Raw genomic sequence first — 20,190 nt, 5'->3', positions numbered from 1 at the left:
GCTAGTTTTTAGTATCCAGTTCAAAAACTTTATTTACCCAACTATCCAAAGTGTATCTGTAATAGATTTCTTCCGGAATTTTTTCGTAAGGTTTTTCAAAAAAAGATTTGTCAAGATTACTAATATTTTTGTTTAAAATCAAAATATTATTGGGATTGTAAAAATCATAGGTTTTAATGGCTTCATTATCAGTAATGATTTTCTTTTCCAGAGACATGGCCTCAAAAACGCGGAAGCTAAGCCCATATTGGCCTTCTCGCATCAGGTCAAGCAAAACCTTTGAGTTCTTATAATATTTTGGAAGATCGTTATGAGGAATCTTTTTGATGCTGAAAATCAGAAAAAGATTTTTAGGTACGGTCATGAACATATTGGTCAGCTGATGTTTCCATGATTTTTTTCCGATGATCATAATCTGGAATTTCAGCCCTTGCTCAATGAGCTTTTTAGCCAGCAGTTTTATCAGGGAAACCCTTCTGTTATCATAGGATGTGATATAGAAAAGATCCATTTCCGGTTGCTGGGTTTCTTTCGCACAGTGAGGAAGATAGATGTAATTCGTCAGTTTTTCAAATCCGTGCTTTTTGACATCTATATAGTCAAAAGAGAACACTTTGTCAAAAAGATAGAGTTTATCCTCTACAGGAACTCTTTCAAGATTATCATAAAGATAGGTAACCAGGCGGTCTGTGTATTTTCTAATCTTTTTGAGGGTCGAAAGATCAAATGTATCCGGGTTCATCACCAGTATCTGGTCCTGGTGTCCCAGTTTTTCCAGGGAATCCAGAACGTATTTTTGTCTTTTTTCAGTCTTAAGATTTTTGCTTAAAAAAGTTTTGCTTAAAGCATTTACTGCTCTTTCATTGAAGTTGGAATGAGTAACGGTACTGATCTTTACATGATGCGCATCAATACCCCGTTTGCATAATGTTTCAACAATATACTTATCATAATCCCAAAAATCATAACTAATGATACAAATCTTCATTCAACTAATTTTGCTCTTTTTTTAATGATTCATAGGTTTCATAGACGCTTAAAGATTGCAGGTAAGATAACTGATACCCTTCTTTACCGTCTAAAACACCAAGTCTCATTATGTAGGCTTTAAAGAATTTAAAAGCTGTTTTAAGATATTGAACTAAAACACTGTACTTTTTCCCTTTTGCAGCCAGTTCTTTCCCCTTTAAAATTCCGTAATGAACCATTTTTTTTCTATATGATTCATAATCTGAAACGGAATAATGAAGTAATTTATTTTTAAAAACACCGATAGTTCCGTTAACTTCCAGAGTTTCATGTACCTTTTTTCCTGCCATATACCTGGCCTTCGATTTTCTGAAAAGCCTAAAGTTTTTATCAGACTGTGTTCCTGAAAAATGAATCGGTTTCTGGGCAAAAAAGAACTTCCTGTAAAAATAATAGGCATCCTTTTGCCCGGGTTTATTCATCTCCTCTATAATTTCCTGCCTTAACGCAGGAGTTATTCTTTCATCACCATCCAAAAATAATACCCAATCATTTTTAGAAGCATCCAGAGCCAGATTTCTTTGCTTTGTAAAGTCTTCAAATTTATTTTGAATCACTTTTACATGGGGGAATTTCTTTGCAATTTCTACAGTTTTATCCTTACTAAATGAGTCTATTACTATTATCTCATCACAAAAATCAAAAGACTCAAGGACATCCTGTATGTTTTTTTCTTCGTTATATGTTATGATCAAACCAGTTATATTCATTACAACGCTTTGTTTGATAGAGAAGTACACTGATACTTCTTTAAAATCGTTTTTAAAATAGTTTTAATCTTCCAAAGATAAGTTTTAATTTGAACTTTATTAGCGAATCTTTGCCTTTTATATCAACCCTGCACAGTTCGTAATGATGCTGTGTAGGGAAATAATTCACCTTATTTCCAATTCTTACTGCAAAATCAATTCCTATTTTTTTCAAAATAGAAAAAAAAGCAGATTTCTCCTCTTTTTTTTGAGGGTATTTTCCGTAAGGATAGGCCAAAACCCTTGAATACTCTATATTATGAGCGTCAAGAACTTCCATATTCCTTTCTAGATCTTTTTCTATAAACTCGATGAAGGCATTTTTCAGGTTTTCATGAGCATGGCTGTGAAGTGCAATTTCGAAATAATTTTTATCCAGATTTCTGATTTCTTCAAAAGTCATCATGGAATAATTTTTATATCCTTTTTCAATAAACCCTGTAGGAATAAAAATGGTAGCCTTGAGATTGTATTTTTCCAATAAAGACGGTAAATACTCAAGATTATTTTTATATCCGTCATCAAAGGTGATAATGATATTTTTTTTCGTAGCAATACTGAGCTCTGAAAAAAACTTGGAAGTATATTTTTTACGGCTCAGATAAGAAAACTGCTGTTCAAGATTTTCCAGACTTATGGTAAGATCTTCATGACTTTCTTTTTCAATCTGATGGTACATGAGAATAACCAGTCTGTTGTATGGGAAAGCAAAAAGATACAGACGGAAATACACGACGATAAATACCGCCAATATAATAGGAATCAAATAAAAGATCATATTATTTTAACCTTTTTTTTTCAAGTTCCATGAGTCTTATTTTTTCACGCAGTTTAATATATTTCAAAAAGGTGTAATAGGACATCGTTTTGGCAATATAAAACCCAGGAAATCCATCCAGAAAAGCACGTTTGAAAATCAAAACTTTGATAAATTCAAATATTGGGCTTACAATGATTTTGAATCTGTTGATCTTTTTTCCTCTTTCAAACATTTTTTCCGCCATCATATCGGAATATTTGTTGATTTTTGAGACATGATGATGGATACTTTTGTAGGTATAATGATCCAGTCTTCCCTCCAGGAGGCCGGTTTTTTGATCGGTAATCAAAAATTCATGGACTTTATCATCAGAATACATTGCATATTTTTTTCTGAACAGCCTTTCACGGTATACATTTCCCCAACCTCCATATTTGATCAGGTGAGAACCGAGATGATTGTTGAATTTGGCCTTATATACATTGAATTCTGGGTTTGCTGAAGAAACGATCTTTTGTATGGATCTTTTCAGGGTTTCATCAGGAACTTCGTCAGCATCCAGAAATAGAACCCATTCTTGGGAACATAAACTAAGGGCATGGTTTTTTTGTTCACCATACCCGTTGAATTTTTTCTCAAAGAATTGTACCTGAGGATATTTTTGAGTAGAAATTTCTTTTGTTCTATCCGTAGAAAAGCTATCGACAATGATAATTTCATCAGCTATATCTACTAATGAATCTAAAAGTCTTATGATATTTTCTTCCTCATTATAAGTAATGATTGCAAGGGAAAGAGCCATTTATTTATACTCAAGAATAGTCTTTTCAATAATCTTCACACAATCCAGCAATTGCTCTTCAGTGATTACCAATGGTGGTGCCAGTCTGATGATGTTACCATGGGTAGGCTTTGCCAGTAATCCGTTTTCTTTCAACTGTAAGCAAAGGTTCCATGCGGTAGAGCTTTCAGGAGTATCATTGATCAGGATCGCATTTAAAAGTCCTTTTCCTCTTACTTTAATAATAAGATCTGACTTTTCGATCAGCTTTTCAATTTCAGCTCTGAACAGTTGTCCCAATTCTTCAGCTCTTTCAGAGAGTTTTTCTTCAGCTACTACATCTAGTGCTGCAACTGCAACTGCACATGCAATTGGGTTTCCTCCGAATGTAGAACCATGTTGTCCAGGTTTGATCACATTCATGATGCTGTCATTGGCTAAAACAGCAGATACAGGGTACATTCCTCCGGAAAGTGCTTTTCCTAAGATTAAGATATCCGGCTGTACATCTTCATGGTGGCATGCAATCAGTCTACCTGTTCTTGCGATACCAGTCTGAACTTCATCCGCAATGAAAAGAACGTTGTGCTTTTTACAAAGTTCAGAAGCATTTTTAAGGAAATTTTCATCTGGAACATATACTCCGGCTTCTCCCTGAATAGGTTCTACCAGAAATGCTGCAATATCTCCGGCTTCTCTGCTCAACACTTCTTCTAATGCTGCAATATCGTTATAAGGAATTTTGATAAATCCGGGGGTAAAAGGTCCGTAGTTTTGGTTGGCGTCAGGATCGTTAGAGAAAGAAACAATAGTAGTGGTTCTTCCGTGGAAGTTGTTTTCGCAAACAATTATTTTTGCGGCATTTTCCGAAATTCCTTTTACTTCATAACTCCATTTTCTGGCTAATTTTACTGCTGTTTCTACCGCTTCAGCTCCGGAGTTCATGGGTAAAACTTTATCAAACCCAAAAAGAGTTGTAATTTTCTGTTCGTATTCTCCCAATTTGGAGTTGTAGAAAGCTCTTGAAGTTAAAGCCAGCTTTTGTGCCTGCTCTACTAATGCTCCTACAATTTTAGGGTGAGAGTGTCCCTGGTTCACAGCTGAATATGCTGAAAGAAAATCATAATACCTATTGCCTTCTACATCCCAAACGAAAACACCTTCTCCACGATCTAGAACTACTGGAAGTGGGTGATAATTATGTGCTCCATGTTTGTCTTCAAGGTCAATAAAATACTGTGAGTTTTTTGTTTGTTCTGCTGTTGACATATATTTAGGTTTTCTACAAATTTACGCAATATTAGCGAGATTAAGATGTTAGCATTTTTAGAGAAAAATAAAAATGTATTTTTGAAATTAAAATGAATAACCCTGCTGAATGAAAAAACTATTATTAATTATTTTCGCAATATTTTTATCTGTTGTTAAGGCTCAGGATAAAAAATATCTTCTGTTTCATAATGGCTATCGCGAGTTTTATATTTATACTTTTCAAAAAGAATTCACCTATAAAATCGAAAGATATCAACTGAATAATGAAATAAAACTTGTAGAAACAAGGACCGAAACGTTCAAAAATCAGGAAGAAGAGAATCTTTATTTGAAAGACGCTCAACTTACCAGTTCAATCAAAACGGATGATATTAAAGAATTTGATCAGTTTAGAAATAAGCCGTTCAAAGTTATTGACAAAAGGGAAAAAACATCATACTCTTATTGTTTCTATGGCTCATTATTATTAACAGATAATGTGCAGAGGCAGATAACATATTCTGGCCATATTACTCAATTGTTATACCAGGAAAACTATGGTTACAAACTAGAAGAGGATGCAAGTAAATATAGTTTAAAATATGCTTTTCAAAAGGTTGAAGGGATTAACTTTTTTATTGTAGATGGCAATATTTATCTTTTTAGAGCGAAAGATCTGCTCAAAAATATGTTTAGAAACAGCGATGTACTATTTATTGATAAAAAGTTTGCTACTCTTTTCAATGCTCAGATTTTGAAAATTACTAAAAAAACTATTGGAGATAAAATAGTATACGGTGTAAATGATGATCAGGATATTGCTGTTCTCACCCCTTCATTTGAGAAAATTATGGTTTGTGCTGATGCTATATTAGCAAAGGAGAATGGTCTGTGGTATTTTTATGATTTCTATGGAAATAAGCTTATAGAAAAAGGATATCGGAAAATTTTGCCTACTCGATTCAACCCCAATTTTATAAGGCATAGACCTACCTATGATGGACTGCTTATGTATGTTGTACTGGACGGGAATGAAATAAAAACAGTAGATGAGATTTATAAAAAAAGTAAAACATCAAAATTTATAAATAATTTAAGAGATTTTGCTGTCTGTGGTGCAAGAATGGGCATGTCCAGATCGGAATATGTAAATTTTGAATTCAACGAAAAGGAATTTACTTTAAATAATAAAGTCTTTTATTATGGAGTTTCATCATTTCATCCTCCTCTTGCAAGTAATGAAATACGGATGGAAAATAAATACTCTTTCTTAAATCCCTTTGAAGGTGTTTCATCTATTAATAAAGATGATGAGAACGTTTTGTTTCAGAAATCTACTGCTTCAAAACCTATGACTGTGGTTTTAAAAAGGAAAACAAAAGAAAATAGATTTATTCCTTTTTTTCTGGTGGTTTCAGAAGAAAGTAAGGAACTTCCTTTCTATCATGTGGATTATTTAGGTTTAACATCACAACAGAATAATTCTAACAGCAATTCTTATGATTCTTATGATGATATTTTAGATCTCAAAGCCGATCTGCCAATGCTGAGTCTTGGAGGCACCTATTATTCAAGCCGCGATTTTTCGAATAGTAATATTTCTTTGGACCGGTATTATAAGCTGAAAAGAGATGGTAAATTAGGGCTGTATTCACCAAGGTCTGCTTTTATCAATGATGTAGAGATTAAGTATAAAAAACTGGATGACCTTACAATGCGTTTTTCCCGTTTTGAAGATGAAAATGGAAAAGCGGGATGGCTAAGTGAAGATGGTGAAGAATTTTATGATTTATAAAAAAAACAGACAGTTCAAGGAACTGTCTGTTTTTATATGGTAATAGTAATCTTAGTGATTATCATATTTTTTATCCATTACAAAATCCTCCATGAATTTTGTAGTATAGTTTCCAGCAAGATAATCTTCGTTATCCATCAGTTGTCTGTGGAAAGGAATGGTTGTTTTTACTCCTTCAATATAGAATTCCTCAAGGGCACGTCTCATTTTAGCAATAGCTTCTTCACGGGTTTGAGCCGTAGTGATAAGCTTAGCAATCATTGAGTCATAATTAGAAGGAATGCTGTATCCGGAGTATACGTGAGTATCTACTCTGATTCCGTGTCCGCCAGGAATGTTTAATCCTGTGATTTTCCCTGGAGACGGTCTGAAGTCTGCGTAAGGATCTTCTGCGTTGATTCTACATTCGATTGAATGTAATTTAGGATAATAGTTGATTCCTGAAATAGGAGTTCCTGCCGCAAGAAGAATTTGTTCTCTGATAAGGTCATAATCAATTACCTGCTCAGTAATAGGGTGTTCTACCTGGATTCTTGTATTCATTTCCATGAAATAGAAATTTCTGTGTTTGTCTACAAGGAATTCGATAGTTCCTACACCTTCATATCCAATAAATTCAGCAGCTTTTACAGCAGCGTCACCCATTTTCTCACGAAGTTCGTCTGTCATGAAAGGAGAAGGAGTTTCCTCAGTCAGTTTCTGATTTCTTCTTTGTACAGAACAGTCTCTTTCAGAAAGGTGGCATGCTTTACCGAATTGGTCACCAGCAACCTGAATTTCGATGTGTCTAGGCTCTTCAATCAGTTTTTCCATATACATACCTCCGTTTCCAAAGGCAGCGATAGCTTCCTGAATTGCAGATTCCCAGTGATCTTTAAGGTCTTCAGCTTTCCAAACGGCTCTCATCCCTTTTCCACCACCACCAGCAGTAGCTTTGATCATTACCGGGTATCCGGTTTCTTCAGCCACTTTTACAGCGTGGTCGTAAGATTCGATCAATCCGTCGGAACCTGGTACACATGGTACACCAGCTTCTTTCATGGTCGCTTTGGCGTTTGCTTTGTCTCCCATTTTCTCAATTTGTTCAGGAGAAGCACCAATAAACTTGATCCCGTTCTTCTGACAGATTCTTGAAAAGTTAGCATTTTCAGATAAAAATCCGTAACCTGGGTGGATAGCGTCGGCATTGGTTATTTCCGCAGCCGCAATAATGTTAGAGATTTTAAGATAAGAGTCTTTACTCATTGCAGGGCCAATACATACCGCTTCATCAGCAAATCTTACGTGAAGACTGTCTTTGTCAGCAGTAGAATATACAGCAACGGTTTTGATCCCCATTTCTTTACAAGTACGTAAAATACGCATTGCAATTTCGCCACGATTGGCTATTAATATTTTTTTGAACATCTTCTTAAATTTGAAAATTAGATAATTTGAAAATTAGATTAATGTTATTTGAATGTAGAATTTTAGTCTAACATCTAATGTCTAACATCTAACTTCTAATTAAGATGGATCTACTAAGAATAATGGTTGGTCATACTCTACAGGAGTCGTATCGTCAACTAAAATTTTAACGATTTTTCCACTGATTTCTGATTCAATCTGGTTGAATAGTTTCATTGCTTCAATAACGCAAACTACTTTACCTACAGAAACTTCGTCACCTACATTTACAAATACATCTTTATCAGGAGATGGTTTTCTATAGAAAGTACCGATCATTGGAGACTTGATTGTAATATATTTGCTGTCATCAGATGCAGCTTCAGCTTTCTCAGCAGGAGCAGCAGCCGGAGTTGCAACAGGTGCCGGAGCAGCTACCGCTTGCGGAGCAGTGTGGTATACTGCAGGTTGTGCATAAACAGCATCGCTTCCAGCTAATGGAGTTTTAATAGTGATTTCGAAATCTTTAGTCTTGTACTTCACTTCTGAAACTTCAGCTTTAGATACAAACTTAATAAGATTTTGTATGTCTTTAATGTCCATAAATTTGATATTTGATTTTGGGTCAAAGATACCAAAAAAACGTAAAAAACAACAAAAAACCGCCAAATTTTATCAAAATTGGGCGGTTTTTGTATTAAAATGAGGCTTTTTCAACGAAAAGCGACTCTTAGTTTTCTTCAGTAGCAGCTACTTCTTTTTCCAATACTACTTTACCTCTGTAGTAAAGTTTTCCTTCATGCCAGTGAGCTCTGTGGTATAGGTGAAGCTCTCCTGTTGTTGCATCTTTAGCTAATTGAGGAACTACAGCTTTGTAGTGAGTTCTTCTCTTATCTCTTCTTGTGGACGATTGTCTTCTCTTTGGATGTGCCATTTTCTAATAACTTTTTTAATTGATGAGCGATGAGATTCATCATCTCATCATATTTAAATTATTCTATTTAATTATTGTCTTTTAATTTTCTTAAAGCGTCCCATCTAGGATCACTTTCATGTTCTTTTTCTTCAATTTCCTCAACTTCTTTGGGACTGAACTGGTTAAGAATATTAAGATCTTCGTCACTTATATTCGGTGAAACCTTCTTCATTGGGATAGATAGCATTACATTTTCATAGATCAAATGCGCTATGTTGAATGCATGATCGCTGGTAGGAATCGTAATGACCTCTTCGTTGCTGTCATCATATTCTTCCCCGAAATTCACCAAAATCTTGATTTCATTCTCAATAGGATAGTCAAAATTTTCATTTGTAATATCACAAACCAACTCGACCAATCCTTTTATTTTAATTTCAAATTCTAAGAAAGTAGTGTGTTTATCAAGTAATACATCTACTTTTATTCTAGGATTTGTAAATTCCTGCTCAGTGTCAAATAATTGAAAGAACGTTTTATCTATCTCAAATTTGAACTCGTGTTTTCCGTTTTTAAGTCCGGAAAAGCTTACGTCATAGTTTCTTAATTTGTCCATAAAATGAGTGTGCAAAAATATGCATTTTTTTTATAATAACAAATAAAATCTGAAACAAATTAATTTAAAATTTGTTTTAAAGATTTATGCTTCAGTTTCATCCGGTAGATCCTCGTCTATTCCATTGTCTGTAGCCATTTTTCTAGGCTGAAGACGCTCGCTCATGAGTTCTCTGTATTCACTTCTGTTTTTGAAAATCTTAATAGCAGTGAAGATCGCTTCAGTAAAACTCTGTTCATCAGCAATGTTTTTCCCCGCAATATCATAAGCTACCCCGTGATCAGGCGATGTTCTGATAAACGGAAGGCCTGCTGTATAATTGACACCTTCCTCATAGGCAAGTGTTTTGAAAGGAGCTAATCCCTGATCATGATACATCGCTAAAACAGCATCGAAACTTTTATATTTATTCGGTTGGAAGAAGCTGTCTGCTGGAAAAGGTCCGAATGCCAATATACCATTGTCAGAAAGTTCTTTGATGGCAGGGCTGATGATTTCAATTTCTTCATTTCCGATAACACCGCCGTCTCCTGCATGAGGATTTAATCCAAGAACTGCAATTTTAGGCTTTTGAACACAGAAATCTTCTATAAGCGTTTGGTTTAAAACTCTGATCTGCTTCTTTATTTTTTCCTTTGAAATGTTTTCAGTGATCTGTGCAATTGGAATATGATGTGTGGATACAGCTACTTTAAGGTCTTCGGTTACCAGGAACATTAATCCCTTTTTGCCGAATTTTTCTTCAAAATACCCTGTATGTCCTGTATGTTTAAAACCCATTTTTACCATCTCATCCTTATTGATGGGGGCGGTAACTAAAACATCAATATCTCCTTTCATCAAAGCTTCTGTAGCGGCCTCCAAAGAATCAATAGCCATTTTCGTAGATTCTTCTGTTGGAACTCCTAATTCTACATTAACGTTCTCCTTGGTAAGGTTCACCATATTAAGTTTTGCTGGCTGAGCCTGCGAAGCTTCGTTGACATAGTTGAAATTAAGATTCAGCTTAAAGATGTTTTTCTGATAAGTGAATAATTTTCCCGAGCCAAAAATTACAGGAGTGAAAAAATCTGTAATGGTTTTGTCATTCAGAGACTTCATAATGATCTCCGGGCCGATGCCGTTGAAATCACCGATTGAAATTCCTACTCGTACTTTATGGTTTTTTGGGCTCATTTTGATTATCTTTGAAGATTATAATTTACAAATTTAGCAAAAAATAATATGTTCACAGGAATTATTGAAGCAGTTGGTGTTATTGATAAGATTGAAGAAAAAGGAAGCAATATAGATTTTACCCTTACATGCCCTTTTACAAACGAATTAAAAATTGATCAGAGCCTTGCGCATAACGGTTGCTGTCTTACGGTTGTAGAGATAAAAGACAATCAATATGTAGTAACAGCCATCAATGAAACATTGGAAAAGACGAATCTTGGAAAGTGGGAATTGGGAACTGTTGTGAATCTGGAGCGTTGCATGAAGATGGATGGAAGACTGGATGGACATATTGTTCAGGGACATGTTGATAAAACAGGTGAGGTTGTAGGTATTGAAAATAAAGACGGAAGCTATTTCATTACGATGAAATATGAGAATGACGGAAGCTTTGTAACAGTGCCTCAGGGATCAATCACGGTAAATGGAATCAGCCTGACGGTTGCTAAAAGTGAAGATGCTCAGTTTTCTGTAGCCATTATTCCTTATACTTGGGAATTTACCAATATGAAAAACTTGAAAATTGGTGATAAAGTTAACCTGGAATTTGATATTATTGGTAAGTATATTGCTAGGTTAATTAAAAAGTAGAATGTCAATTAATAAGTATAAAGGATATAGCTTAAGGAACCGGGTATTTTTCGGCTTCTTGCTGGTATGCTTTTTAAGTGTTGTGGCTACATCGCTCGTTCCTTACTTTGTGTTGAGGAATCACTCTCTGCAGCAGAGTAATATCGATATGCAGGATAAGACCAATGCCGTTATGCGGTATCTGGACTATGCGGTAAGCCAGACTCTTATAGAAACAAAAGACCTTCCGAAAGTTTTAGGGAATAAAATCTTTGAAATAGCGGATATCAACCAGCATGACATTTTTATTTATGATCTGAAGGGAGATTATCTGCTTTCCAATAAAGATGAAGCCCTGGTAGAGCAGAAAACGATTCCCATAGAGATCGTCAATAGAATGCTGTCTACCGATGCAAGGGTAGATATGGTAAATTATGATGCTTCTAAAGATGCTAAACTTACCTCTTCATATCTGTTGTTGAAAAACAATGAGCTTGAGCCTATCGGAATTGTCTATATTCCTTTATATCACAATGAATCTGCTTATCTGGAGGTTCTTCATCAATATGTAAAATACATTCTTTTAGTCGATATATTCCTTATCCTGTTTAGTGTATGGATCAGCTGGGTGACCTCCAACAGCCTTGCCAAAACAATTACGAAGTTCTCTGATATGATTACCCGTATTACATTATTTGAAAATGAAATGCGTCCTATCAGATATTATAAAAATGATGAGCTTAATGCTTTGGCTAGAGCGTATAACAGGATGATTCTTCAAATCCAGGATCAGAAGGAAAGGCTGCGTTTCAAAGCTTCAGAAGAAGCATGGAGGGAAATGGCCAAGCAGGTTGCCCATGAGGTGAAAAATCCACTTACTCCGATGAAACTTACGATTCAGAATTTCGAAAGAAAATTTGATCCGGAAGATCCGAATATTAAAGAAAAAGTAAAGCAGATGAGCAAAACCATGGTAGATCAGATCGACCTGATTGCTACGGTAGCTTCGGCTTTCTCAGAATTTGCAAAACTCCCTGAAAAAAATAATGAGGTGATCAATCTGAATACAGAGGTTGAAGATATTCTCCGTGTATTCAATGATGACAGTATTTTCATGCATGCCAACAAAACCAATATTATGATCAATATGGATAGAATATATCTTTCCAGGATTATAACCAATCTTGTGACCAATGCAAAACAGGCAGAAAGTGATCAGAGAAAACTCATCATCAATGTAGATGTAGAACAGCATCAGAGAAGAGTTATTATTTCTGTTCAGGATAACGGAATAGGAATTCCCGATAATATGTACGAAAGAATCTTTGAACCGAATTTTACTTCTAAAAACAGCGGAATGGGACTTGGATTATCGATGGTAAGAAAGATGATTGAAGATTATAAAGGGGAGATCTCTGTGAAATCTGAAGTAGGGAAGGGGTCCACATTCATTATTACACTGCCTACCAATTTATAGTGAAGCCTTTTACATTTAAACAATTTGAAATTCAGCAGTCTAAAGACGTCTTCCGTGTAGGAACAGACGGTGTCCTGCTTGGAGCTTTGGCTGATGTTGAACATGCTTCCCATATTTTGGAAGTAGGAACAGGTACAGGACTGATCTCTTTAATGCTGGCGCAAAGAAATTTGCAGGCTGATTTTTTGGGACTTGATATTAATGAAGATGCTGTATTGCTTACAAAGCTCAATTTTGAAAATTCCCCATTTCATGCAAGGCTGAAAAATAAACATCAGGATTTTAAAACTTTTGAATCTGAAGAGCAATTTGATCTGATTGTGTCTAATCCTCCTTATTTTGAGGAGTCAGGATCAGAGAAAGATAAGATTGCTCGCCAAACTGTAGAATTAAATTTCAGGCAGTTAATATCCAAAGCGTCCGGGTTTCTGTCTGGGAGCGGTATTTTCTCAGTAATTATTCCTGTGGAAGCGGGAGCGGTTTTTATATCAATTGGAAAAGAAAATAATCTGTTTCTGAACCGAAAGGTAAATATCAAAGGGATTGAAAATTCAAAAGCTAAAAGACTGATTCTGGAGTTTTCATTGGAAGAAAAAGAGATCCGCGAATCTGACTTTATTATAGAAAAAAGTCCGAGACAATACTCGGACCAATATCTTGAACTCACTAAAGAGTTTCATGTTTTTAAATAGGGGGCTGAATCCTTACTCAAACAATTCAGCAGTATCCAATACTGATACTTTTCCATCTTCACATCTGATTGCTTCACCAGGGAAGTTCTGAATCATATGGTAATCGTGTGTTGCCATTACTACTGCAGCTCCGTTTTCAAGGGCAACCTGCTTTAATAAGGTCATAATTTCATTGGAAGTTTCCGGATCAAGGTTTCCTGTCGGCTCATCTGCTAAGATAAGATCAGGGTGGTTAAGAAGAGCTCTTGCGATCGCGATACGCTGCTGTTCTCCTCCGGAAAGCTCGTGCGGCATTTTGTGCTTTTTGCTTTTCATGTTCACACTTCCCAAAACCTCATTGATACGGTCTTCCATTTTTACTTTATCATTCCATCCTGTTGCTTCAAGAACAAATTTTAAATTCTTTTCAACAGTTCTGTCAGAAAGTAATTGGAAATCCTGGAATACGATTCCTAATTTTCTTCTTAGATTAGGGATGTCAGAGGGCTTTAATTTTGCAAGGTCAAATCCTACCACAGATCCGTGTCCTGATGCTAATGGAATGTGTCCGTAAAGCGTTTTCAGAAGGGAGCTTTTTCCAGAACCTGTTTTTCCGATAAGATAGCAGAATCTACCTTTTTTAATGTTAAGATTTACATCGGAAAGTACAGTGAAGCTTTTTTGTGCAATCTTGGCTTGCTGTAAACTTATGATATTTTCTCCGGAGATATTTGTATGTGGCATAATTTAATTTTAAAGGCTGTTTCTAACAAAAAAATTTCAATCTTTAAAAATAGAAAAAAGAAGTCTATCTGACTCTAATTTTAGTAAATTTTAACAACAAAAAATGCCTGAAAATAAACTTTTCAAGCATGATTTGTATATGATAATGTAGAATTATCTCTTAGCGCGTGAAGCACTTACAGTTAAACTCTTTCTGCCTTTAGCTCTTCTCGCAGCCAAAACTCTTCTTCCATTTGGCGTAGACATTCTTTCTCTGAAACCGTGTTTGTTTCTTTTCTTTCTTTCTGATGGCTGGAATGTTCTTTTACTCATTACTATATGTTTAAATCGTAATTAATCTATTAATTTTCAGGTTGCAAAGATATATAAAATTTTATAAGATACAAACTTTAATAATCTTTTTTTAAATTAAATTGAATGTTTTTTGATCAGGTATTTATAAACCCCCGATGGGAAAACCATTTTCGGGTGCAAAAATAATATTTAAATGATTTATATAAAAGCTCTATCTTTGAAAACTTTAATTTTAACGAAAATAAACACCGGATGTTTACACCAGCAGAACTTTTAGATATCAATACATTACTTACACAAGAGAGCAAAATAGTTATCCTTACCCACTATAACCCGGATGGAGATGCTATTGGTTCTAGTTTAGGATTGAAGCATTATCTGAAAGCAAAAGGAATTCATGCCGAGGTTATTGTACCTAACGATTTTCCGAAATTTCTGAAGTGGATGCCGGAATCTAAAAAAGTGATTATTGCTGAGTACAAAAGAAAGCTGGCGTCTGATATGATTGCAGGTGCAGATGTTATCTTCTGTCTGGATTTCAATTCTCCATCAAGAATTGGTTTACTTGGAGATTGGCTGGTTAGAGCTCAGGGGAAGAAAATTCTTATTGATCACCACCAGCAGCCGGAAAAATTTGACTTTGTTTACTCAGATACGGTAATCCCTGCAACTTCACAGATGATCTATCATTTCATTGAAGCAATGAATGATGAAAAACTGGTGAATCAGGATATGGCAGAATGCCTTTATACAGGTATTATGACAGATACAGGTGGTTTCCGTTTTCGTTCTACGAGTGCTACCACGCACAGAATTATTGCCAATCTTATTGAACATGGCGCAGATCCTGCCATGATCACATCCAACACATGGGACACCAATACAGTTTCCCGTTTGCATTTACTTGCTTTGGTGCTGGGAAGAATAGAAGTCGTGAATGATGGTACTGTGGCGGTTTTAAGCCTTACTAGAAATGAACTTAAAGAATTAGGTTTCCAGAAAGGAGATACGGAAGGTTTTGTAAACTATGGTTTGAGCATTGCCGGAGTAAAAATGTCTGCTTTCTTTATGGAAGATCTATATGAGGATTTTGTTAAAATCTCGTTCAGAAGTAAAGATGATGTTGATGTGAATCAGTTTTCAAGAAAATATTTCAATGGTGGCGGGCATATCAATGCTGCTGGTGGAAAATCTTTAGAATCTTTGGCTGGAACGATAGAAACCTTTAAAAATAAAGTAAAAGAGGAAAACTTCTAGAAGGACGAAAATGTAAAAACAAAGGGGGAAAGTCTTACACCCTCAAATCTTTTCGGTGTCCTTTTTCTTCAAGCTCCTGACAGGTGTATTCATACACTTGCTGAAACATCTCATCCATGTATCTTTTGTTGAAAAGACTGTACTTCGTCATTTTAGGCGGATCTAAAAATATATTGCAGTGTTTCACTTTAGAATAGACCGATTTGGCGATGGCTAAGTGAAGGATTCTGTCGAATTCTTTCATCAGGCTCATCTTTTTCAATTCGTCATAGCTGATCGAGTTGACGTGAGAGGCAATCAGGAAGTCGCATTTGTCAATAATAGGTTCAATGGGAAGATTGTCCAGAACGCCGCCGTCTACATAAATTTTCTCTCCTATCCTTACCGGAGGAAGAATGAATGGAACACTGGATGAAGCCAGTAACGGGCCGAAAAGCTCTCCTTCAGAAAAGAAATCTACAATGCCATGGGTCATTTCGGTAGCGGCCACATACACAGGGATTCCTAAAATACTGAAATTGTCCTCTGGAAAATAATCTTTGAAAAGTTTTAAAATAAAATTCGAGCTGAAAATTCCGTTCTTTGATAATTTTAAAGCTGATCTGGAAAAAAAAGAAGTCTGTCTTACAATTTCCATCATCTCATCCGGCGTTTTTCCAAAAGAATAAAAAGCCCCAATGATAGAACCTGCACTGGTTCCGGAGATAATATGTGGTTTCAGATTATATTCTTCCAAAGCCTTCAACACGGCAATATGAGCAATGCCACGCATGCCTCCGCCTGAAAGTGTAAGCCCGATAACCGGCGGTTTCTTTTTTTTGAATGTGAATAAAGCCATTGCGAAAATTATCCTTACTAATATACAGGATTTTTTGTAAACAAGACTTTAATTCATTAGAAAACTGGGGATTAGAAAACCAGTTTTTTAGGAAGATTGTGAAGAAGTTCTGTGTTGATGATTTCGGCGCATATGCCAGGTTTTTCCCAATGTCCGTTATGCCCGCAATCCAGAATATATGATTTGATATTCGTTCTGTCCGGTAGATGTTTGATCATCATATCGGTTTTTACGGCGTTGTCGTGTTTTCCTGCCAATACCAGGATTTTAGCCTCCAGATTTTCCAGGACATGCTTTTTATCGGTTCTTTCTACCATCCCTTTCACGCAGGCAAGAGCGCCCATATTGTTCGTCGAGAGTGCAGTTTCAAGAGCGGTTTCAATTTTCCCTTCCAGAATATCTCTTTCGTTAGGATTGAATAAATTGGGAACTCCGGCTCTTGCATAATGAGCAAATGCATCCTTTATAATTCTATAGCTTTTGATGCGCTGCTGTTTTTTTTCCTCATCATCCGGAAAATAGGTAGAGAAAAATAGCGTTAAGCTTTTTAAAGAGTCAGGATATTTTTCTGCGAAAGCTAGCGAAGTGTAACCTCCCATAGAATGTCCCAAAAGATGTACTTTTTCTAAATTTTGCTGGTCTAAAACTTTTTTCACTTCATCAGCCATCAGTTCCATGGTGTGAACTTCTGCAAGAATTTCAGACTGTCCGTGGCCGGGAAGATCAATTTTCAGCAGTGAAAAATCTTTAGAAAGATGAGGCTCCATATCATTCCATATGGATAAATTCTCCATAAACCCGTGAAGAAGTACCAAGGTTTCTTTTCCGTTTCCTTTTCTTTCAAAGTTCAGCATGATTTCAAAATTATAGAAGGTTAAAAATAATGCAGCCGGTTATGGACTGCAAACTCATTTCTTCTTTCAAATGTAAACAAAAAAGAGCATTTCTTAAATGCTCTTCTTGTTTTATTGAGTTAATTCCTTGTAAACCTTTGTTTCCCAAGGTTTGATGTCTGTTACACCATATCTTTCCTTTTTAGAAATAGCGAGATTGTCCAGCATGTCTACAAAATTCTTGTAGTTGGCTTCATCCGTAGGTTTTACAATTACCGTGAATTTTTTCTGATCAGGAGCTTTTTGATAAGCTTCCGCGATGATTTTTGAAATCTTTATTCCACTGAAATCAGTTTCCTTAAGGTTTCCTGTATTCAGATCTTTTGCGTTGCTCTGATGATAAAATACACGGTTGTCTTTTCCAAGGATAAAGGTAACCTGGTTTTTATCTCCAATTACATTATCATTTGGGAGTGGGGTTGGATTATGATCTTTTGCCGGTAACCCTAAATCCATTACGTTGGGTTTTGTAAAATTAGTGGTGAACATAAAGAATGTGATGAGCAAGAATCCCAGATCTACCATAGGAGTCATGTCTACTCTGATCATTTTTTTCTTTTGCTTGCCGCCTTGTTTTTCTTGTGCAATTACTTCTGCCATGATTAAAAGTTTTAAAATGTTAAACGGTATTTTTTGATTAATTCTTACAAAACATATGCCTTGTTTATGGAATAATCAATAGATTCATGAATTTATTGATGGTTTTTGCAATGAATTTTAATTTTCCGTTTCTTTTAATCTGTTTTTCTAAAAGTGTATCATCATGATGTTGCTGGCTTACTGATTATTGAATTTTCAGGATGATCTTTGTCTAAAAATCGACAAAAAAAACTCACACGGTAAAGTGTGAGTTTTTAAATAATATGTAAATGATTTATTTATTCTTTTTATAGAAGTTAACACCACATTCCAGAAATTTTTTAAAATCCTCTTTTGGCATATATCCTGAAACCGGAGTATTGATTACTTTACCGTCCGGAGTGATTAAAACATAGTGAGGCTGGGAGTTATTATTAAAGTTAACCTGTTGGAATAAGCTCCATCGGTCACCAATTGTTTTTACCTTTTTAATCTGGCCTTCCCCAAGGTCAATTTTAGTTTTTTGATCCTCAGGAAGCTCTTCTTTGTCATCTACGTACAGAGATGCTAATACAACATCATTCTGAAGGACTGGTAAAATATCTGGTTCGCTCCATACAAATTCCTCCATTTTTCTACAGTTTTCACATCCGTATCCGGTGAAGTCAATCAGTATGGGTTTATCTTCTTTTTTGGCAAGTTCTATTGCTTTGAAGAAGTCGTGTTCCGGATGCATTCCTAAAATTCCGTCTTTTTCATCATGGAAATAACTTACATTCAATGGAGGTAAAATTCCACTTAATAGCTGAAGTTTCGGACGGTCAGATGGAATCAATCCCTGAATCAGATAGATCACAAAACCAATTCCCAATACTCCTAATATCTTTCTTGTGATAGAAATTTTAGGCTTTTTATCATCATGCGGGAATTTGATAAATCCTAATAAATATAATGCTAATCCTAGTGCAACAATGATCCAGATGGCGATGAAAAGTTCTCTTTTTAAGAAGAATGTTTTAGATACAAGATCTGCTTTAGATAAGAATTTCAATGCTAAAGCCAGTTCTACGAAACCTAAAACTACTTTTACCGTATTCATCCATCCTCCGGATTTCGGAAGACTTTGTAATGCTTGCGGGAATAAAGCCAATAATCCGAAAACAATAGCCCATGCCAATCCAAATCCTGCCAATGCAAATGTCAATAACATCGGAACGTTGGTAGAACCTGTTACCGCACTTCCTAATAAACTTCCCAAAATAGGTCCTGTACAAGAGAATGAAACGATAACCAATGTCAATGCCATAAAGAAAATCCCAATGATTCCTCCTGCTTCTTCCGCTTTAGAAGACTTGTTGGCGATTGAACTTGGCAAAGTAATATCATAATACCCGAAGAAACTTCCGGCAAAGAAGATGAATATGATGAAGAATGCAATATTCAGCCATACGCTTGTGGAAATTTCGTTGAAGATATTTCCTGCAATTCCGTCGATAATATGAAACGGAATACTTAATAAAACGAAGATAAGAAGGATGAAAAACCCATAAATAAGGGCATCTCTTTTTCCTTTTGCTTTGTTCTTATTCCCCTTTGTGAAAAATGAAACGGTCAAAGGAATCATCGGGAAAACGCAAGGAGTAAGCAATGCAATGAGCCCACCGATAAATCCTAAGAATAAATAAGTCCAGTAATTTTCATCCACTTTGGTTGAAGCTGTACCGCAATCCGTCAATGGATTTTTGAAATCTATACTTTCAATTTTCAGCTGTTTAGGATCCAGTTTTGAAGCCTCTGTGATCGTGGCTGCTGTTTTTGAAGGATTTTCGGTAACTGTTTCAGTCACTTTTAATGAGTCTTTTACAGGAACTGCCGTTTCCTCAGGGGTAGCTTCTTCCGTAGCCCCTTTTGGAGTCACTTTTTGGTTGAATTCTAATGTATTTGGAGCCAGACAAACTCTGTCATCACAAGTCTGATAAGTAATCTCAGAAGTGACATCCGCAGGTTTTGTAGGGTCTTTTAACTTAAACTTCTGCTTAAACCCAGCTGAGTTGGAGTAGAAAACAATCGTTCCACCGAATGCTTCAGAAAACTCTTCATGTTTTTTACCCACTTCGGAAAATTTCCCGATCAGTTCAATATTCTTTCCTGTAACTTTATACTCAGTGGGAATTCCGGTATCTTCCGGTAGATCTTTTGAGTAAATGTGCCATCCGCTTTCCATTGTGGCATTCAATACCGCTTCGTACTGGTTGTTTCCCAGATCGTTGATGGTGAATTTAAACTTTACAGGATTCTTTATCTGTGCATTAATCCCCGTTGCTAAAAATAGTAGAATTAATAAAAACCAATTTCTAAATTTCATT

General features: G+C 35.7%; 21 protein-coding genes. 5 read left to right on the top strand and 16 right to left on the bottom strand.

Going from position 1 to position 20,190, the window contains the following annotated elements:
• Position 1 precedes the first annotated feature (1 nt).
• Genes DBR39_RS21580 through rocD form a run of 5 tightly spaced genes read right to left on the bottom strand, consistent with a single transcriptional unit; the run spans position 2 to position 4,588 of the window.
• Positions 2–988 carry a hypothetical protein gene (locus DBR39_RS21580; RefSeq protein ID WP_124536578.1) on the bottom strand — a complete coding sequence of 329 codons (987 nt, stop codon included), beginning with the start codon at positions 986–988 and terminating at the stop codon, positions 2–4.
• A 4-nt stretch (positions 989–992) separates the two neighbouring features.
• Complete coding sequence (locus DBR39_RS21575) at positions 993–1,739, bottom strand: glycosyltransferase family 2 protein (protein ID WP_124536576.1); 747 nt, start codon at positions 1,737–1,739, stop codon at positions 993–995.
• Between the two features lie 52 nt (positions 1,740–1,791).
• Positions 1,792–2,556, bottom strand: a complete 765-nt coding sequence (locus DBR39_RS21570) for a polysaccharide deacetylase family protein (RefSeq protein ID WP_124536574.1) — start codon at positions 2,554–2,556, stop codon at positions 1,792–1,794.
• A 1-nt stretch (position 2,557) separates the two neighbouring features.
• Positions 2,558–3,340 (bottom strand): glycosyltransferase family 2 protein, encoded by a 783-nt coding sequence (locus tag DBR39_RS21565; RefSeq protein ID WP_124536572.1) that lies wholly within the window; start codon positions 3,338–3,340, stop codon positions 2,558–2,560.
• Positions 3,341–4,588: an ornithine--oxo-acid transaminase gene (gene rocD / locus DBR39_RS21560; protein ID WP_124536570.1), complete on the bottom strand. Its 1,248-nt coding sequence runs from the start codon at positions 4,586–4,588 to the stop codon at positions 3,341–3,343.
• A gap of 109 nt (positions 4,589–4,697) precedes the next feature.
• On the opposite strand from rocD, the gene DBR39_RS21555 reads away from it, so the two are divergent.
• Positions 4,698–6,365 (top strand): hypothetical protein, encoded by a 1,668-nt coding sequence (locus DBR39_RS21555; protein WP_124536568.1) that lies wholly within the window; start codon positions 4,698–4,700, stop codon positions 6,363–6,365.
• A 51-nt stretch (positions 6,366–6,416) separates the two neighbouring features.
• On the opposite strand, the gene accC is transcribed toward DBR39_RS21555, so the two are convergent.
• From accC to pdxA, 5 genes are all read right to left on the bottom strand, one after another.
• Positions 6,417–7,772 (bottom strand): acetyl-CoA carboxylase biotin carboxylase subunit, encoded by a 1,356-nt coding sequence (gene accC, locus DBR39_RS21550; protein ID WP_124536566.1) that lies wholly within the window; start codon positions 7,770–7,772, stop codon positions 6,417–6,419.
• Between the two features lie 99 nt (positions 7,773–7,871).
• Positions 7,872–8,354 carry an acetyl-CoA carboxylase biotin carboxyl carrier protein gene (accB, locus tag DBR39_RS21545; protein WP_103232315.1) on the bottom strand — a complete coding sequence of 161 codons (483 nt, stop codon included), beginning with the start codon at positions 8,352–8,354 and terminating at the stop codon, positions 7,872–7,874.
• Between the two features lie 127 nt (positions 8,355–8,481).
• Positions 8,482–8,685, bottom strand: a complete 204-nt coding sequence (gene rpmF, locus DBR39_RS21540) for a 50S ribosomal protein L32 (RefSeq protein ID WP_002976251.1) — start codon at positions 8,683–8,685, stop codon at positions 8,482–8,484.
• Positions 8,686–8,752: 67 nt separating this feature from the next.
• Entirely contained in the window at positions 8,753–9,283 is a 531-nt protein-coding gene (locus DBR39_RS21535) for a YceD family protein (RefSeq protein WP_124536564.1), read from the bottom strand.
• An 84-nt stretch (positions 9,284–9,367) separates the two neighbouring features.
• Positions 9,368–10,459, bottom strand: coding sequence for a 4-hydroxythreonine-4-phosphate dehydrogenase PdxA (pdxA, locus tag DBR39_RS21530; protein WP_124536562.1), 1,092 nt, complete (start codon positions 10,457–10,459; stop codon positions 9,368–9,370).
• A 48-nt stretch (positions 10,460–10,507) separates the two neighbouring features.
• Here pdxA and DBR39_RS21525 point away from each other — a divergent pair, with 48 nt between their 5' ends.
• The 3 genes from DBR39_RS21525 to DBR39_RS21515 are packed head-to-tail and all read left to right on the top strand — an operon-like array spanning position 10,508 to position 13,240.
• Positions 10,508–11,092, top strand: coding sequence for a riboflavin synthase (locus tag DBR39_RS21525; protein WP_103232313.1), 585 nt, complete (start codon positions 10,508–10,510; stop codon positions 11,090–11,092).
• Between the two features lies 1 nt (position 11,093).
• Positions 11,094–12,548, top strand: coding sequence for a sensor histidine kinase (locus tag DBR39_RS21520; RefSeq protein WP_103232312.1), 1,455 nt, complete (start codon positions 11,094–11,096; stop codon positions 12,546–12,548).
• Entirely contained in the window at positions 12,548–13,240 is a 693-nt protein-coding gene (locus DBR39_RS21515) for a tRNA1(Val) (adenine(37)-N6)-methyltransferase (protein WP_124536560.1), read from the top strand. The genes DBR39_RS21520 and DBR39_RS21515 overlap by 1 nt, the downstream gene beginning before the upstream one ends.
• A gap of 12 nt (positions 13,241–13,252) precedes the next feature.
• Here DBR39_RS21515 and DBR39_RS21510 read toward each other — a convergent pair whose 3' ends face one another.
• Both DBR39_RS21510 and rpmH read right to left on the bottom strand, forming a co-directional pair.
• Positions 13,253–13,963, bottom strand: coding sequence for a cell division ATP-binding protein FtsE (locus DBR39_RS21510; protein WP_103232310.1), 711 nt, complete (start codon positions 13,961–13,963; stop codon positions 13,253–13,255).
• A gap of 153 nt (positions 13,964–14,116) precedes the next feature.
• On the bottom strand, positions 14,117–14,275 hold the full coding sequence (gene rpmH, locus DBR39_RS21505; protein ID WP_040997588.1) for a 50S ribosomal protein L34: 159 nt from the start codon (positions 14,273–14,275) through the stop codon (positions 14,117–14,119).
• A gap of 234 nt (positions 14,276–14,509) precedes the next feature.
• Here rpmH and DBR39_RS21500 point away from each other — a divergent pair, with 234 nt between their 5' ends.
• Entirely contained in the window at positions 14,510–15,514 is a 1,005-nt protein-coding gene (locus tag DBR39_RS21500) for a DHH family phosphoesterase (protein ID WP_103232308.1), read from the top strand.
• A 34-nt stretch (positions 15,515–15,548) separates the two neighbouring features.
• Here the strand turns inward: DBR39_RS21500 and DBR39_RS21495 are convergent, their stop codons facing one another.
• The 4 genes from DBR39_RS21495 to DBR39_RS21480 form a co-directional block, all read right to left on the bottom strand.
• The gene (locus DBR39_RS21495) at positions 15,549–16,352 is read right to left on the bottom strand and encodes a patatin-like phospholipase family protein (protein WP_124536558.1); all 804 of its coding nucleotides are present in this window, start codon (positions 16,350–16,352) and stop codon (positions 15,549–15,551) included.
• A gap of 71 nt (positions 16,353–16,423) precedes the next feature.
• Positions 16,424–17,206 (bottom strand): alpha/beta fold hydrolase, encoded by a 783-nt coding sequence (locus tag DBR39_RS21490; protein WP_124536556.1) that lies wholly within the window; start codon positions 17,204–17,206, stop codon positions 16,424–16,426.
• A 111-nt stretch (positions 17,207–17,317) separates the two neighbouring features.
• A complete protein-coding gene (locus DBR39_RS21485; RefSeq protein WP_124536554.1) occupies positions 17,318–17,845 on the bottom strand; it encodes a biopolymer transporter ExbD in 528 nt (175 codons plus the stop codon).
• Between the two features lie 274 nt (positions 17,846–18,119).
• Positions 18,120–20,189 carry a protein-disulfide reductase DsbD family protein gene (locus tag DBR39_RS21480; RefSeq protein ID WP_124536552.1) on the bottom strand — a complete coding sequence of 690 codons (2,070 nt, stop codon included), beginning with the start codon at positions 20,187–20,189 and terminating at the stop codon, positions 18,120–18,122.
• Position 20,190 lies beyond the last annotated feature (1 nt).

This window comes from Chryseobacterium sp. KBW03, from assembly GCF_003852415.1.
Taxonomy (GTDB): Bacteria; Bacteroidota; Bacteroidia; order Flavobacteriales; family Weeksellaceae; genus Chryseobacterium; species Chryseobacterium viscerum.
Note: the sequence above shows the minus strand (reverse complement) of the source record. Positions and strands in the feature narration are given on the sequence as shown.